This is a genomic window from Cronobacter turicensis, from assembly GCF_041222865.1.
Classification (GTDB): domain Bacteria; phylum Pseudomonadota; class Gammaproteobacteria; order Enterobacterales; family Enterobacteriaceae; genus Cronobacter; species Cronobacter turicensis.
Genome location: NZ_CP165997.1, coordinates 116,362 through 132,600, shown reverse-complemented (window position 1 = coordinate 132,600; position 16,239 = coordinate 116,362). Strand labels below are relative to the sequence as shown.

12 protein-coding genes, 1 tRNA gene and 1 pseudogene are annotated in these 16,239 nt (G+C 54.9%); 7 read left to right on the top strand and 7 right to left on the bottom strand.

What is annotated here, in order from left to right:
* Positions 1 to 50 precede the first annotated feature (50 nt).
* The 3 genes from AB8W27_RS00625 (at position 51) to xylR (ending at position 4,037) form a co-directional block, all read left to right on the top strand.
* Positions 51 to 1,592, top strand: a complete 1,542-nt coding sequence (locus tag AB8W27_RS00625; protein ID WP_041924047.1) for a xylose ABC transporter ATP-binding protein — start codon at positions 51 to 53, stop codon at positions 1,590 to 1,592.
* Entirely contained in the window at positions 1,570 to 2,760 is a 1,191-nt protein-coding gene (gene xylH / locus AB8W27_RS00620; RefSeq protein WP_041924048.1) for a xylose ABC transporter permease XylH, read from the top strand. The genes AB8W27_RS00625 and xylH overlap by 23 nt, the downstream gene beginning before the upstream one ends.
* A 98-nt stretch (positions 2,761 to 2,858) precedes the next feature.
* Complete coding sequence (gene xylR, locus AB8W27_RS00615; RefSeq protein WP_015742895.1) at positions 2,859 to 4,037, top strand: D-xylose utilization transcriptional activator XylR; 1,179 nt, start codon at positions 2,859 to 2,861, stop codon at positions 4,035 to 4,037.
* Positions 4,038 to 4,181: 144 nt separating this feature from the next.
* Here xylR and AB8W27_RS00610 read toward each other — a convergent pair whose 3' ends face one another.
* Entirely contained in the window at positions 4,182 to 5,003 is an 822-nt protein-coding gene (locus AB8W27_RS00610; protein WP_071820334.1) for a protein bax, read from the bottom strand.
* 313 nt (positions 5,004 to 5,316) lie between these two features.
* Here AB8W27_RS00610 and AB8W27_RS00605 point away from each other — a divergent pair, with 313 nt between their 5' ends.
* Together AB8W27_RS00605 and avtA are read left to right on the top strand one after the other, a co-directional pair.
* Positions 5,317 to 7,347 (top strand): alpha-amylase, encoded by a 2,031-nt coding sequence (locus AB8W27_RS00605; RefSeq protein ID WP_041924050.1) that lies wholly within the window; start codon positions 5,317 to 5,319, stop codon positions 7,345 to 7,347.
* A 173-nt stretch (positions 7,348 to 7,520) separates the two neighbouring features.
* Positions 7,521 to 8,776: pseudogene (avtA, locus tag AB8W27_RS00600) on the top strand (valine--pyruvate transaminase).
* A gap of 47 nt (positions 8,777 to 8,823) precedes the next feature.
* Here avtA and yicI read toward each other — a convergent pair.
* Complete coding sequence (gene yicI, locus AB8W27_RS00595; RefSeq protein ID WP_015742899.1) at positions 8,824 to 11,148, bottom strand: alpha-xylosidase; 2,325 nt, start codon at positions 11,146 to 11,148, stop codon at positions 8,824 to 8,826.
* A 3-nt stretch (positions 11,149 to 11,151) separates the two neighbouring features.
* A complete protein-coding gene (locus tag AB8W27_RS00590) occupies positions 11,152 to 12,555 on the bottom strand; it encodes a glycoside-pentoside-hexuronide family transporter (RefSeq protein WP_041924051.1) in 1,404 nt (467 codons plus the stop codon).
* A 290-nt stretch (positions 12,556 to 12,845) separates the two neighbouring features.
* Between AB8W27_RS00590 and AB8W27_RS00585 the strand changes: the two genes are divergently transcribed.
* Positions 12,846 to 12,940 (top strand) — tRNA-Sec (locus AB8W27_RS00585).
* Positions 12,941 to 12,961: 21 nt separating this feature from the next.
* Here AB8W27_RS00585 and AB8W27_RS00580 read toward each other — a convergent pair.
* From AB8W27_RS00580 to AB8W27_RS00565, 4 genes are all read right to left on the bottom strand, one after another.
* Positions 12,962 to 13,447, bottom strand: coding sequence for a hypothetical protein (locus AB8W27_RS00580; RefSeq protein WP_015742901.1), 486 nt, complete (start codon positions 13,445 to 13,447; stop codon positions 12,962 to 12,964).
* Entirely contained in the window at positions 13,431 to 13,946 is a 516-nt protein-coding gene (locus tag AB8W27_RS00575) for a DUF2778 domain-containing protein (RefSeq protein ID WP_015742902.1), read from the bottom strand. Before AB8W27_RS00575 ends, AB8W27_RS00580 begins: the two co-directional genes overlap by 17 nt.
* Positions 13,947 to 13,955: 9 nt before the next feature.
* On the bottom strand, positions 13,956 to 14,399 hold the full coding sequence (locus AB8W27_RS00570) for a type VI secretion system tube protein TssD (RefSeq protein ID WP_015742903.1): 444 nt from the start codon (positions 14,397 to 14,399) through the stop codon (positions 13,956 to 13,958).
* Positions 14,400 to 14,671: 272 nt separating this feature from the next.
* Complete coding sequence (locus AB8W27_RS00565; RefSeq protein ID WP_041924052.1) at positions 14,672 to 15,289, bottom strand: TetR/AcrR family transcriptional regulator; 618 nt, start codon at positions 15,287 to 15,289, stop codon at positions 14,672 to 14,674.
* Positions 15,290 to 15,365: 76 nt separating this feature from the next.
* On the opposite strand from AB8W27_RS00565, the gene AB8W27_RS00560 reads away from it, so the two are divergent.
* The gene (locus tag AB8W27_RS00560; protein WP_015742905.1) at positions 15,366 to 16,232 is read left to right on the top strand and encodes an aldo/keto reductase family oxidoreductase; all 867 of its coding nucleotides are present in this window, start codon (positions 15,366 to 15,368) and stop codon (positions 16,230 to 16,232) included.
* Positions 16,233 to 16,239 lie beyond the last annotated feature (7 nt).

Below are 16,239 nucleotides of genomic sequence, written 5' to 3'. Positions count from 1 at the left end.
CGCGCCGCAAACGCCAGTAACGCCCTCCGACCAGTGCAGGCGGAATTGTTATGCCTTATTTACTCGAAATGAAAAATATCACCAAAGCCTTCGGCGCCGTTAAAGCGGTCGATAACGTGTCGCTCGCGCTTGCGCCAGGCGAGGTGATGTCGCTGTGCGGTGAAAACGGCTCCGGCAAATCGACGCTGATGAAAGTGCTGTGTGGGATCTACCCCTGGGGCAGCTATGAAGGCGAAATCATGTTTGCCGGCGAGCCGCTCACGCCAGCCCATATCCGCGATACGGAGCGCAAAGGGATTGCGATCATTCACCAGGAACTGGCGCTGGTAAAAAACCTGACGGTGCTGGAAAACATCTTTCTCGGCGCGGAAATTACGCGCCATGGCGTGCTGGATTACGATGCCATGACGGTGCGCTGCGAAAAACTGCTGGCACAGGTGAGCCTGTTCGTTTCTCCGCATACCCGAACGGGCGATCTGGGCCTTGGGCAGCAGCAACTGGTGGAAATCGCCAAGGCGCTCAACAAACAGGTGCGCCTGCTGGTGCTTGATGAGCCCACGGCCTCGCTCACCGAACAGGAAACCGCGCTGTTGCTGGATATCATCCGTGATCTGCAACAGCACGGCATCGCCTGTATTTACATCTCCCACAAGCTGAACGAAGTAAAAGCGATATCCGACACCATTTGCGTGATCAGGGATGGCAAACCGGTTGGCACGCGGCCCGCCGCGCAAATGAGTGAAGAGGAGATCATCGCCATGATGGTTGGTCGTGAATTGACGGCCCTCTACCCGAGCGAGCCTCATACTCCCGGCGATGAAATTCTGCGTGTGGAAAACCTGACGGCCTGGCATCCGGTGAATCGCCATATTCAGCGCGTCAGCGATCTCTCGTTTTCGCTGCGCCGCGGTGAAATCCTCGGCATCGCCGGGCTGGTGGGCGCCGGGCGTACCGAGGCGATGCAATGTCTGTTCGGCGTCTGGCCGGGGCGCTGGCAGGGCAACGTTTTTATCGACGCTAAGCCGGTGACGCTGCGCAACTGTCAGCAGGCCATCGCCCACGGCATCGCCATGGTGCCGGAGGATCGCAAAAAGGATGGCATTGTGCCGGTGATGGCGGTTGGGCAGAACATTACGCTCGCCGCGCTGGATGAATTTAGCGGGCCGCTCAGCGCGCTTGATGCGGCGGCGGAACAGCAGTGCATTCTTGATTCGCTACAGCGCCTGAAAGTGAAAACCGCGTCGCCGATGCTGGCGATAGGCCGCCTGAGCGGCGGCAATCAACAAAAAGCGATTCTCGCGCGCTGCCTGCTGCTTAATCCACGCATTCTTATCCTCGATGAACCGACGCGCGGCATTGATATCGGTGCCAAATATGAAATCTACAAACTCATTCACCAGCTGGTGCAGCAAGGTATCGCCGTCATTGTTATTTCATCGGAACTGCCGGAAGTGCTCGGTCTGAGCGATCGGGTACTGGTGATGCATGAAGGCCGACTAAAAGCCAATCTCGTTAACCGCCATCTGACACAAGAACAGGTGATGGAAGCCGCCCTGAGGAGCGATCGCCATGTCGAAAAGCAACCCGTCTGAAATCAAGCTGACCGCGCCGTCGGCCTCTTCGCCGGTCTCGTTCGGCGTACTGAATAAAATCAACGTTCAGGTCTTTGTGATGATCGCGGCCATTGTGGTCATCATGCTGTTTTTCACTTTCATGACCGACGGCGCGTACCTGAGCGCCCGTAACATCTCTAACCTGCTGCGCCAGACCGCGATTACCGGCATTCTGGCGGTAGGGATGGTGTTCGTCATTATTTCGGCGGAGATCGATCTTTCCGTCGGCTCGATGATGGGGCTTTTGGGCGGCGCGGCGGCGATTTTCGACGTCTGGCTGGGCTGGCCGTTGCCGCTGACGATTGTCGTCACGCTGCTGCTCGGTTTGCTGCTGGGCGCATGGAACGGCTGGTGGGTCGCCTACCGGAAGGTCCCGTCGTTTATCGTCACCCTGGCGGGGATGCTGGCGTTTCGCGGCGTGCTGATAGGCATCACCAACGGCACGACGGTATCGCCCACCAGCCCTGCAATGTCGCAGATAGGCCAGAGCTACCTGCCGGGCGGCGTCGGTTTCGCTATCGGCGCGCTGGGGCTGGCGTTATTTGTTTTCTGGCAGTGGCGCGGGCGGATGCGTCGTCAGGCGCTCGGGCTGACCTCAACGCCTTCAAGCGCCGTTGCCGGCAAGCAGGCGCTGACAGCGGTGATTGTGCTGGGCGCCATCTGGCTGCTGAACGATTATCGCGGCGTGCCTACGCCAGTGCTGATCCTGACGTTCCTTCTGCTGGCAGGCATGTTTATGGCTCTGCATACCGCGTTTGGCCGCCGCATCTACGCCATCGGCGGGAATATCGACGCCGCGAGGCTTTCCGGCATTAACGTGGAACGCACTAAGCTTGCGGTATTTGCGATAAACGGCGTGATGGTGGCGATTGCCGGGCTGATTTTAAGCTCGCGCCTCGGGGCGGGCTCACCCTCCGCGGGTAATATCGCTGAGCTGGACGCCATCGCGGCCTGCGTTATCGGCGGCACCAGCCTTGCCGGCGGCGTCGGGAGCGTGGCGGGGGCGGTCATGGGCGCCTTTATTATGGCGTCGCTCGATAACGGCATGAGCATGATGGATGTGCCCACCTTCTGGCAATACATTGTCAAAGGCGCCATTTTGCTGCTGGCGGTCTGGATGGATTCCGCGACGCGCCGACGCGCCTGAACATAACCTGCAATGGATCACATTGCAGGCGCGCGGTTATCCCGCCTGGCGGGATATGTGTTATTCAAACAACAGGTTCAAGGCCGGATACTGACACTATGTTTGAAAAGCGTCATCGCATTACGCTGCTGTTCAATGCCAACAAAGCTTATGACCGTCAGGTGGTTGAAGGCGTTGGTGAGTACTTACAGGCTTCTCAGTCAGAGTGGGATATCTTCATGGAAGAGGACTTTCGCACTCGGATTGAGAACATTAAAGAGTGGCTTGGCGATGGGGTGATCGCCGATTTTGACGATCCGGAAATCGAGCAGCTTCTGAAAGATGTGCAGGTGCCGATTGTCGGCATCGGCGGCTCTTATCACCGGCCTGAGCACTACCCGCCGGTACATTACATTGCGACAGACAATTACGCGCTGGTCGAAAGCGCGTTTTTGCATCTGAAAGAGAAAGGCGTCCACCGCTTCGCCTTCTACGGGCTCCCTTCTTCCAGCGGTAAGCGCTGGGCTGCCGAGCGCGAGCACGCCTTTAGCGAACTGGTCGCGCGCGAAAAGTACCGCGGCGTGATCTATCAGGGGCTGGAGACCGCGCCGGAGAACTGGCAGCACGCCCAGAACCGGCTTTCTGACTGGCTTCAGACGTTGCCGCCGCAGACCGGCATTATTGCCGTGACGGATGCGCGCGCGCGGCACCTGCTCCAGGTGTGCGAGCATTTACATATTCCGGTGCCGGAGAAACTCTGCGTCATCGGCATTGATAACGAAGAGCTGACGCGCTATCTCTCTCGCGTGGCGCTCTCCTCGGTGGCGCAGGGCACGCGCCAGATGGGGTATCAGGCCGCGAAACTACTGCATCGCCTGCTGGCTAATGAAAACCTGCCGCTCCAGCGTGTGCTGGTGCCACCTGCGCGGGTAGTGGAAAGGCGCTCCACCGATTACCGCTCGCTGCACGATCCGGCCGTTATTCAGGCGATGCACTACATTCGCAATCACGCCTGCAAAGGGATCAAAGTAGAACAGGTGCTGGATGCCGTCGGGATTTCCCGCTCCAACCTGGAAAAGCGCTTTAAAGAAGAAGTCGGCGAAACCATTCACGCCGTAATTCATTCAGAAAAGCTGGAAAAAGCGCGCAGCCTGCTGATTTCTACCTCGCTAAGCATTAACGAGATTTCTCAGATGTGCGGCTATCCTTCACTGCAATATTTCTATTCAGTATTTAAGAAAGAGTACGACACCACGCCGAAGGAGTATCGCGACAGATTCAGCGAAGTGATGATATAGGACACAGACTCGAACCGATTAAAACGTTAAGCAGCGCTAATGCTGGCAGGCGTTAATAACATGCGCGCGTGGCGGAGCAAGAAACAATAAAAAAACGCCTTCCAAAGAAGACGTTTTTTGTATCCGGGCCAGGAGAGCCGCTAATTAATTAGTTGCCAGCAGGTGCTGATTATCCTGATACATGGCAAACAGATAATTGTTATAGCTTTTCCCTTTGGTGGAATAGCCCTGCAGCTTATGGATCATATTGCTGGCCGTCACTTCCTGATCCGCTTTACGCAGTTGCAGGCGGGATTTGCGGAAAGAAGCATAAGCCGGATGCGTATTGAGATTCACCGCATACGCATTAACGGATTCTTTAACAGAGTTAAAGTGAGAATATCCTTTCACTTTGCCTGGTTCGTTATTACAACGCTTGCTGGCGCATTTCATGCCGAACAAGTTGTTGTTATTACGGGCAAGTTTCGAGGTTCCCCAGCCGCTTTCCGCCGCTGCCATGGTCGCAACCATGCTGGCCGGAATAATATCGACACGTTCAAACAGCGTATTCCACGGTACGCGGCGCGTATTGCCGTTCCATTTTACCTTGTAACGCTTCGCGATATCTTTCAGGCGCGCGCGCTCGGACGGCGACCACTGGGCGTCGTACTGCTTTGAGATAAGCCAGTTACGCTCAGCCGAAATCGCTGCATTCTGGCTGGTAATGTAAGGCATGACGGTCCGGAGAAACGCTTTTTTCCGTGGTGTTCCGGAAGGGTATTTTCGCAAATCAGGCAGTGAACCACTTATTACACTATTGCGAGAATACTCTTTTTTACTGCTTGCCTTTTTAACGCTTGCCTTTTTAACGTGTACTGTGTGGCTCTTTTTGGTTGTGTGCTGCGTTGCCAGCACTTCACCCGAAAATGCCAGGGCGGCTAACATACACAGCGCCGCCCCTAATCGTCGAATTGAAGTCGATATCATCAGGTCTCCTGGTCGGATTTCAGCATTCCAACACCTTATTATTTAATTGGATTTAAGAAAGTAATCTTAAATCGTATCAAAAATACCGTTTTGGATCATCAAAAGAAATAAGTCGATTCTGAATTCGCGCCGCTTAACAGCAGTTTAACTCACTGAAAAAGAAGATTAAAAAACAGTATTTTTAGCATTTAATGCTGGCGATGAAGCGGTGCGGCTCATCCTCCCGTTTCCGCCCCGTTCACTGCCGCTTAAGGATGAGGAATTCCTTAGATTGCCATGCGACACTGAACAGAAATCGCACAGGATGCCTATAATGAACCTCTCCCCTCTCGCACTCTTATTGCTGCCGGGCATCGCGCTTGCGCAGTGGTCCGCTCCCGATCTGCCTGCGTTTCAGGAAAAGACACCCGGCGTGTTTGTCAGCCAGGGGCCGCTGGTTAAAGGCGTTCAGCCGTTGCGGCTGACGCAGGACAACGCCTGCTGGCAACCTGCCGGGCCTGTTAAACTCAACCAGATGCTCTCCCTGACGCCATGCGTTGACCCGGCGCCCGAGTGGCGACGCTTTCGCGATGGCAATTATCAGGTGCAGATAGACACACGATCCGGCACCCCGACGCTGATGCTGAGCATCGAGCAGGAAGCGCAAAAAGCGGTGGCGGAAGTCACACGCCAGTGTCCGAAGTGGGACGGTAAACCGCTTACGGTTTCCGTAAAAGAGACATTCCCGGAAGGCAGCGTGGTGCGCGATTTTTACAGCGGCAGTATCGCCACGGTCACGCAGGGGCAAATCACGCTGACGCCCGCGCCCGGCAGCAACGGGCTTCTGCTGCTGGAACGCGCTGAGTCCCCTGCCCAGGCCGCGTTCAACTGGCACAACGCCACCGTCTATTTCGTCCTGACCGATCGCTTTGTAAACGGTGACCCGACCAATGACAACAGCTATGGCCGCTATAAAGATGGCCTGCAGGAGATAGGCACTTTTCACGGCGGCGATCTCAAAGGGCTGACCAGCAAGCTGGATTATCTGCAAACGCTCGGCGTCAACGCGCTATGGATAAGCTCGCCGCTGGAACAGATCCACGGCTGGGTCGGCGGCGGCGCCAAAGGCGATTTTCCGCACTATGCCTACCACGGCTATTATCCGCAGGACTGGACGAAACTGGATGCCAACATAGGGACACCGGAGGATTTACGCCAGCTGGTCGATGAAGCGCACCGGCGCGGCATTCGGGTATTGTTCGACGTGGTCATGAACCACACGGGCTACGCAACGCTCGCCGATATGCAGCAGTTCCAGTTCGGCGCGCTCTACCTGAAAGGCGATGAACTGAAAAAGACGCTTGGCGAACACTGGACCGACTGGCGCCCTGGGCCGGGCCAGAACTGGCACAGCTTTAATGACTATATTAATTTCAGCGATAAAGCCGCCTGGGAAAAATGGTGGGGCAAAAAGTGGATCCGCACGGATATCGGCGACTACGACAGCCCTGGCTTTGACGATCTCACGCTGTCGCTCACCTTTTTACCGGATCTGAAAACGGAATCGACGCAGCCTTCCGGCCTGCCGAACTTTTACCAGCACAAACCGGATAGCGCGGCACAGCGTATCGACGGCGCCACGCCGCGCGATTACCTGACCCGCTGGCTCAGCCAGTGGGTGCGCGATTACGGTATCGATGGCTTCCGTGTAGATACGGCGAAACACGTTGAGCTGGCCGCCTGGCAGCAGCTGAAAAACGAAGCCAGCGCAGCGCTCGTCGAATGGAAAGCCAAAAACCCGGATAAAAAGCTTGATGACGCGCCGTTCTGGATGACCGGCGAGTCCTGGGGTCACGGCGTAATGCAGAGCGATTACTACCGTCACGGTTTCGACGCGATGATTAACTTCGATTACCAGGAACAGGCCGCGAAAGCCGCGGACTGTTTCGCGAATATCGATACGGTCTGGCAGCAGATGGCGGAAAAACTTCAGAGTTACAACGCGCTGAGCTACCTCTCCTCCCATGATACCCGGCTGTTCCGCGAAGGCGGGCCGCGGGCGGCAGAGCTGCTTTTGCTCACGCCCGGCGCGGTGCAGATTTTTTACGGCGACGAGAGTGAACGGCCTTTCGGGCCGACAGGCTCCGATCCGCTCCAGGGTACGCGATCGGATATGAACTGGCAGGCTCTTGACGGCAAAAGCGCGGCGACGCTGGCGCACTGGCAAAAGCTCGGGCAGTTCCGCGCGCGTCATCCGGCCATCGGCAGCGGCAAGCAGACGACGCTTTCATTGAAAGAGGGCTATGGGTTTGTCCGCCAGCAGGATGACGATACCGTTATGGTTATCTGGGCGGGCCAGCAGTAATCGCCAGGCGGCGCGCATTCCCTCGCGCCGCCCGGTTATCCAGCATTAAATGCTGCATGTTATGAATATAGAAACATTTTGCATCAGAAAAGCCCCCGCCCACGGATTTGCACCCGCCATCCTGTAGCGCTATGGTTAGCCTCTTTTTAAAAGAATGCGACAGACAGACCGCTATGACGTTTTCACTTTTCGGCGACAAATTTACCCGCCATGCAGGCATTACGCGCCTCATGGAGGATCTCAACGACGGATTACGCACCCCCGGGCTATTATGCTGGGCGGCGGAAACCCGGCGCAAATCCCGGCGATGAACCACTATTTTCAGGAGCTGCTGGCCTCAATGCTGGAAAGCGGCAAAGTGACTGATGCGCTTTGTAATTATGACGGTCCGCGCGGAAAAAGTGAGCTACTGGTAGCCCTGGCGGGCATGTTGCGAAAAGAGTTTGGCTGGGATGTCGAACCACAGAATATTGCACTGACAAACGGCAGTCAGAGCGCATTTTTCTACTTGTTTAACCTGTTTGCCGGTCGTCAGGCGGACGGGACGTCGAAAAAAGTGCTGTTCCCGCTGGCCCCCGAATACATCGGTTATGCGGATTCCGGGCTGGAGGAGGACTTGTTCGTCTCCGCGCGTCCGAACATCGAACTGCTGCCGGAAGGCCAGTTTAAATATCATGTCGATTTCGAGCATCTGCATATCGGCCCGGAAACCGGCATGATCTGCGTATCGCGACCGACTAACCCCACCGGCAACGTGATCACCGACAACGAGCTGATTAAGCTCGACGCGCTGGCCCATCAGCACAACATTCCGCTGGTGATTGATAACGCCTATGGTCTGCCGTTCCCGGGCATCATCTTCAGCGAGGCGCGCCCGCTCTGGAACCCGAATATCATTCTGTGCATGAGCCTCTCCAAGCTCGGCCTGCCAGGCAGCCGCTGCGGCATTATCATCGGCAATGAAAAAGTGATCTCGGCTATCAGCAACATGAACGGGATCATCAGCCTGGCGCCGGGCGGCATCGGGCCTGCGATGGCCTGCGAAATGATTAAGCGCAACGATCTGCTGCGTCTGTCGCAGGAGGTGATCAAGCCTTTCTACCAGCAGCGCGTTCAGGAGACGATCGCCACGCTTCGTCGTTATCTGTCACCGGAACGCTGCCTCATTCACAAGCCAGAAGGCGCGATTTTCCTGTGGCTGTGGTTTAAAGATTTGCCGATCACCACCGAGCTGCTCTACCAGCGCCTGAAAAAACGCGGCGTGCTGATGGTGCCGGGCGATTTCTTCTTCCCGGGGCTCGATAAGCCGTGGCCGCATACGCATCAGTGTATGCGCATGAACTATGTGCCGGAGCCGGAGAAAATCGAGGCGGGCGTGAAAATTCTGGCGGAAGAGATTGAGCGCGCCTGGCAGGAAGCGGGCCAGTAACGTCTCAGCCTCAGACAAACGCCGCCTGCGAGCGGCGTTTTTGTTCCTCAGAGCGTGATGATAAGCGCTCGCGCGCCGTGCTCTGGCGTCACCACGATGCCCCTTTCGTGGCCCGCGCTACTGCCGCCTTCAATGCCCGTCACCTGCTGAATGTTACGCAGGCAAAGTGTCCAGCCAGTCGCGTGGCCGCTCCCTTCGACCGTCAACCGCTCGCCCTCGCGCTTCACACACAGCGTAAATACCGTCTCGCCATTTGCCGCAGGCACCTCGCAGCGCGCTTCAGCGCCGTCCGCCAGGCTAAACAGCTGGAACGCCGTGCCCTCATGCCACGCGTAATCGGGCTTCTGATCGTTATTACCGAGCGCCAGCAACGTATTGTCGCGCACATAAACCGGCAGGCTCAGAAAATCGTGACGCTGCTTATGCCAGCGGCCGCCGTCCAGCTCATCGTTATGCCACAGATGCGTCCAGCGCCCTGGCGGCAGATAAAACGCCACGTCGCCCGCCTCGCTGAAGACCGGCGCGACCAGTACGCTGTCGCCGAGCATATACTGGCGGTCCAGGTAGTCGCAGGCCGGATCGTCTGGAAACTCCAGCATCATGGCGCGCATGACGGGCGTGCCGCGCTCATGCGCTAATGCCGACTGGCGATACAGATAAGGCATCAGGCGGCACTTCAGCTGTGTAAAGTGGCGCACCACATCGCAGGCTTCGTCGTCATACGCCCACGGCACGCGGTACGATTTGCTGCCATGCAGGCGGCTGTGGCTGGAGAGCAGCCCAAACGCGCACCAGCGTTTATAGACATGCGCGGGCGCGGTATTTTCAAAGCCGCCGATGTCGTGGCTCCAGAATCCAAAGCCGGAAAGGCCGATGGAAAGGCCGCCGCGCAGGCTTTCCGCCATCGATTCATAGTTGGCGTAACAGTCGCCGCCCCAGTGCACCGGGAACTGCTGCGCGCCGACAGACGCCGAGCGGGCGAACAGCACCGCCTCTTCCTCACCCACGGTGTCTTTCAGCACGTTCCAGACCAGCTCGTTATAAATGAACGCATAATGGTTGTGCATTTTTTGCGGATCAGAACCGTCATACCACACCACATCGGTGGGAATGCGCTCGCCGAAATCGGTTTTAAAGCAGTCGACGCCCATCCCGACCAGCCGTTTCAGGTGGCCTGAATACCAGTCGCACGCCGCCGGGTTGGTGAAATCAACAATTCCCTGCCCCGGCTGCCACTTATCCCACTGCCACACGGCGCCGTTTGGCCGCTTCAGTAAATAGCCCTTTTCCCTTCCTTCGCGGAACAGCGGTGATTTCTGGCCAATGTAAGGGTTAATCCAGACGCAGATCTTCAGGCCGCGCGCCTTCAGGCGTTTGAGCATGCCTTCCGGATCCGGGAAGGTCGCCGGATCCCACTCAAAATCGCACCACTGGAAGGCTTTCATCCAGAAGCAGTCGAAGTGAAAAACATGCAGCGGCAGTTGGCGCTCCGCCATGCCGTCGATAAACCGGTTTACGGTCTCTTCGTCATAGTTAGTGGTAAACGAGGTCGTGAGCCACAGCCCGAACGACCAGGCGGGCGGCAGCGCCGGACGCCCCGTAAAGCGGGTATAACGGTCCAGCACCGCTTTAGGCGTTGGCCCGTCGATAACGAAATACTCCAGATATTCGCCTGCCACGCTGAACTGCACTTTCGAGACTTTCTCTGAGGCGACTTCAAAAGAGACGCACTCCGGGTGGTTCACCAGCACGCCGTAACCGCGGTTGGTGAGATAAAAAGGAATATTTTTATAGGCCTGCTCCGTGCTGGTGCCGCCGTCGCGGTTCCAGGTCTCCACCGTCTGGCCGTTTTTCACCAGTGCGGTAAACCGCTCGCCAAGACCATAAACCGTTTCGCCGACGCCGAGATCTAATCGCTCAAACACGTAGCTGCCGCCGGTGTTGCTATCCTGCACATAGCCGTTGTTCTTCACCTGGCTGCCGGTAATACGCTCGCCATCGCGTAGAAAATCAAGCGCCCAGTTTTCGCCTTTGGTCACCCGCACGCTGAGCGCGCCGCTTTTCAGCTCGGCGTAGCGGTCCGTCTCGCGCAGCTCAACCGGCACATGCGCTTGCGCATTGAGCGGATAGTGCGGGCCGTGGTCTGGCACACCCTGAAAATGTTCGATACGTACGCCGACTATTCCCTCCTGCGGCGAGAAAAAGCGCAGGGTGAAAAGTGGAATATCGAGTTGTCCGGCGCGTTCGCGCACGTCGCGCGGCGCGGCATAAACCACCATTTCGCCGTCGCGCTGCTCAACATCGAATACCTGCACAGGATGCAGGAGGCTCAAACCCGGCTGGATCAGCCAGTTTCCGTCACTGATTTTCATGGCTTACCCCTTAGACTTCTGGAAGGTCTCACTGACCGGCAGCGTTTCAAATTCACGCTGGTTATGGCGCGCGCTCTGCGCCAGCTCCGCCAGAATGTTTTTCAAAAACGGCGTTTTCAGCGTGTAGTAACGCTTCGCGATAATGGCGCTCAGCACGTAACAGATACCCGGCGCCAGCGTGAAGAGCGAAATAATGATGGTGAGCGTGGCGCCGTTCTGGGTTTTCGCGGCGGCGTCATACCCGCCGCCTGCCAGCATCCAGCCGATCAGCGCGCCGCCCAGCGCCAGGCCGAGCTTCAGCACAAACAGCGTGCCCGCGAAGCTAATCCCGGTGAGACGTTTACCGTTGCGCCATTCGCCGTAATCGACCGTATCGGACATCATGACCCACTGAATAGGCGTCACCAGCTGGTGCAGCACGCCGATGACAAAGATAAAAATGAACATGACGACAGTAGCGCTCATCGGCACGAAGAACATCGCGACGCTCAGCACAGCCAGCGCGGCGTTGGTCCACCAGAAGACGCTGACTTTGCACTTCCAGTCCGTCAGCGGTTTGGCGAGCGCGCTGCCGAAGAGATTACCGACGCAGTAAAGGCCGAGGAACCAGGAGAACAGCGCGGCGTCGCCCATAATCCAGGTGACGTAATACATCATCGCCCCGCCACGTACGCAGACCGCGAGGATGTTGAGAATGGTCAGTACACCCACGACGCGCCACTGATCGTTTTGCAGGATGTCGCGCAGGTCTTCACGCATAGTGGAGGTATTCGGCGGCGCCTCGACACGTTCTTTCGTCGTGAAGAAGCAAAACGCGAGCATCAGACACGCCACAACGGCCAGCACCGCAATTCCTGCCTGAAAGCCAAACGCCTTATCCTCGCCGCCGAAAAAATTCACCAGCGGCATCATCAGTACCGTAGAGAGCATGCCGCCCGCCGTGGCCAGCACAAAGCGCCAGGACTGCAACGAAATACGCTGCTGCGGATCGCTGGTAATTACTCCGCCCAGCGCGCAATAAGGAATATTCACGACCGTATACATCAGCGTGAGCAGCGTATAGGTGACGGCGGCGTAAAGCATTTTGCCGCTAAGGCTGAGTTCCGGCGTGCTGTAGGCGAACACGCACACCACACCGAACGGCAGCGCGCCGAGCAGCACCCACGGGCGGAATTTGCCCCAGCGGCTGCGGGTGCGGTCGGCGATAAGCCCCATCGCCGGGTCAGAGATGGCGTCGAGCGCGCGGGCCAACAGGAACATCGTGCCGACAAACCCTGCGGGAATGCCAAAGATGTCGGTGTAAAAAAACATCATGTAAAGCATGACGTTATCAAAGACGATATGGCTTGCGGCATCTCCCATGCCGTAGCCAATCTTCTCCTTCACGGAAAGCACTTGCTCACTCATTCGGTGGTCCTCCGGCAATACGCGAAATTTCGCTTAAGTTTTTTAGCGCCGTTCAGAACCGCCAGATATTCTGTTTTCTGGTTATTTACTTATGATTCTTGATTTCTGTGATCGCGATAACTTGCTGATGCAACGAGTGAATAAATTTTATGACCGGTAATGGCGAAAAAACACTTAAGCAAAACCGGACAACGGGGGTCTGAAGGGCGAAAAAAGAGTGTGACGGGGGTATTGGTAAGCGTCTGAAACGCGCCTATAATGCGCCGGCCTCCATGTAGCAATGCAGGCGCGGAAGATCGTCGTCTCCGGTGAGGCGGCTGGACTTCAAATCCAGTTGGGGCCGCCAGCGGTCCCGGGCAGGTTCGACTCCTGTGATCTTCCGCCAAAATGCCTTCCCGCTTTGTGATTAGTCGCTTCTTAACTTCCTTCTGATGGCTTGTCTTTTATTTATGATTTTACCCGCCGCAGCAATAAGCGTCACTGAGACGATTAACGCCATAACCGTTGCTGAGCCGATAAAAAACAATCCCTCTAAAAAATCGATCTGACTTTCAATTTCTGTAAACCTTTCCGCGGAAGAATGATGGTTTACAAGGTACCAGGCCAGATACTCAGAATAATATCCAACATCAGAAAAAATAATTATAGCCAGAAAACAAGCATAATAAACTCCACCTCTGATGAGTTTACTCCAGGACCATAAACCCACTAGCCTTATCGTTACCCCCCACAAAAAAAGATTAAAGAAAAGCAGTGAAAGCGTTACAAAGAACGGAGGTAGTCCTCCACCATAGGCTCGTGCTCCCATAAAAATCATATTTACCGGGGGAATAAAAATTAATATCAATAATTGCAATATTTTTTTTAAAAAACATTTAAAACGTATTGGCATAAGGCATCCCTATAACGTTAATATCGCCATAGGCCTCAAGCCCGTTACAGTAAACAACATATTTCATTGTATTCAACAATGCGGCTCTCAAAATATAAAAATCAGTTCTGTTATAAAAAGTTATGCACCCATCAGAAACACCAGTCCCGTCCTTTCTTAAGGGATGAAGCCTAAAACTTTTACGGGACGTTCCTCCAACAACAGTTGTGTCGTCAAGGAACCCGTCTTGCCTAAATAACGCAAACCATTCATCGTAGATATTACCTGTGGATCTTTCTTTTTGCCATGTCCGAAATCTCGAATACGGCCCACCTCGTGGTCGATCGACTATCCAGTATTTTCCCAAGGGAATAGGCCCGTTACGTCTGTCAGAAAATTCAAGCACATTTTTGTAACTGCCCAGCCCAGAAAATACAGGGAAAACGCCTATACCAGCGCAACGCAATAACAGTTTACCGTCTGCGGTTTTCTCGTTGTAGTTAAGTTCACAATTGATCATAGCGCTATCCTAAGCATACATTTGGCTGTTCCATGCATCCGTGTATTGGATATTCCCGTTCAGGTATTTCCAGGTTATTTTGTTGTAAATCAACCCTACGGATTCCATCGGCGTGGAAAGCAATCCCTCCGGGTGTTTAAAATTTTGCATATTGGGATGAATGCCAGTAATTCTTACGTCTTCGAGTATCATCTGGAAAAACTCTTCTTCCATACCCGCATGGTTAATTCGATACCAGCGAATTATCGTGCGCTGTAGCTTTTCACTGGTAGCGACTGCGCGATAAAGATAAGGAGATGATTTATCAAATTCCTTTTCTATATTCATCAGATTATGAACACGTGTTGCTGTTAGTTTCCCGGTATTCCCGTCATAAGGTACAGACAAACCATGACCAAAGCTCTGAATCTCTATACTCCCCTCGCGGCCCGCCACCTCTGAGCCACCGCTAATTAACGCGCCCGAAGCGTCATAAAGCTATAAATGTGCCGGGACAGCCATAATGAACTCCTTTATTAAGTTATGTCGATAATATTAGCTTTTTCATTGCCTCATTGAACAGATCAAGTCAGCGATAACGGTTATTTACCGTTATACGACATAAGAAGTAAAAAGAAGTTGGAATTTAATCGCCTGCTTTTTGATAAAGATTAAAAAACGCAGTAAATATTGACAAGCATGATGTTATTTTTAATTTTATCTTATTTCATAATTAATGATTCCTGTTACCCTTTCAAATAATCCCCCAGCAGACGGGATAAATGCGTCTGGAATTGATCGGTATAGTCGTGCGGAATAAACCCTTCGAGAAACGATTTCGTCGGCCCGGTAATGACGCCCAGCGCCATATGGGCGGTAAATACCGGGTCGGGGAACGTATTGTTCGGCGCAGTGACAAGCGTTTGCGCAATATCATTCACCATTCGCTGGTACATCACGCCCATCAGTCGCGCGCCGTCGCGCTCTGCCGCGACGCCATACAACGCTTTTGATTCATCAGGATTGGCTAATTTCAGGCTCAGAAAAGCCTGCACCATCGCACAGGCCATTTCCCCGACGGGTTTGCCGCGCACGGAAATACAGGCGGCCTCAAGCGCGTCGGCGATTTTGGTTAAGTGCAATTCCAGCACGCCGGAAAGCAGCGCGTCGCGGTTAGGGTAATACTGATAAAGGCTACCGACCGACATTCCGGCGCGGCTGGCCACGCGCGTGGTGGTGCAGCGGCTGAGTCCTTCGGCCACTAAAACCTGAATGGTCGCCGTATGAAGCGCCTCCACCGTCGCCACGGAACGGCGTTGGATCGGGGCTTTACGCGGGCTGAGCGGTGCTGCGGTCGTCTTCATGGAATGCGAATTCTTAAACTGAAGGATGCTTCATATACTAATACTTCCTTCACACCGATACAGCAAGCAGGTCGTCATGAACAGTATTGAAAAAAGCGGTACCTATAAACTCGGCAGCCGTGAAGTCAGACGGTTTGGTTACGGCGCGATGCAGCTCGCAGGCCCCGGCGTATTTGGCCCGCCAAAAGATAAAAACGCGGCGCTCAGCGTATTACGTGCGGCCGTTGAGGCGGGCGTCAATCATATTGATACCAGCGATTTTTACGGGCCGCATATTACGAATCAACTGATTTGCGAAGCGTTATATCCTTACCGTGACGACCTGACTATTGTGACTAAAGTCGGCGCGACACGCGGGAATGATGCCTCGTGGAATCCGGCGCTTTCGGCTGATGAATTAACCCAGGCCGTACACGATAATTTGCGCAATCTGAAACTCGACGCGCTGGATGTAGTGAATTTGCGCGTGATGTTTGATGTTCATGGCCCGGCGGAAGGATCTATCGAAGCGCCGCTCATGGCGCTGGTGAAATTAAAAGAACAAGGGCTGGTTAAACATATCGGCCTGAGTAACGTCACGCAAAATCAGGTTACGCAAGCGCGGCAGATAACGCCGATAAGCTGCGTGCAAAACATGTATAACATCGTTCACCGGGGCGATGAGGCGTTAATTGATGAACTGGCCGCCGCCGGGATTGCTTATGTGCCGTTTTTCCCGCTAGGCGGATTCTCACCGTTACAGTCTTCAACGCTTGAGACTATCGCAACGCAATTATCAGCGACGCCGATGCAGGTAGCGCTCGCCTGGCTGTTAAACCGCTCGGCGAATATTTTGTTAATTCCGGGTACGTCGTCAGTCGCGCATTTCCATGAAAACAGCAAGGCCACGGAATTAACGCTCTCTCAGGAAACCCTGGACGCGTTAAATAACCTGGCGGCGTAAGAGAGAA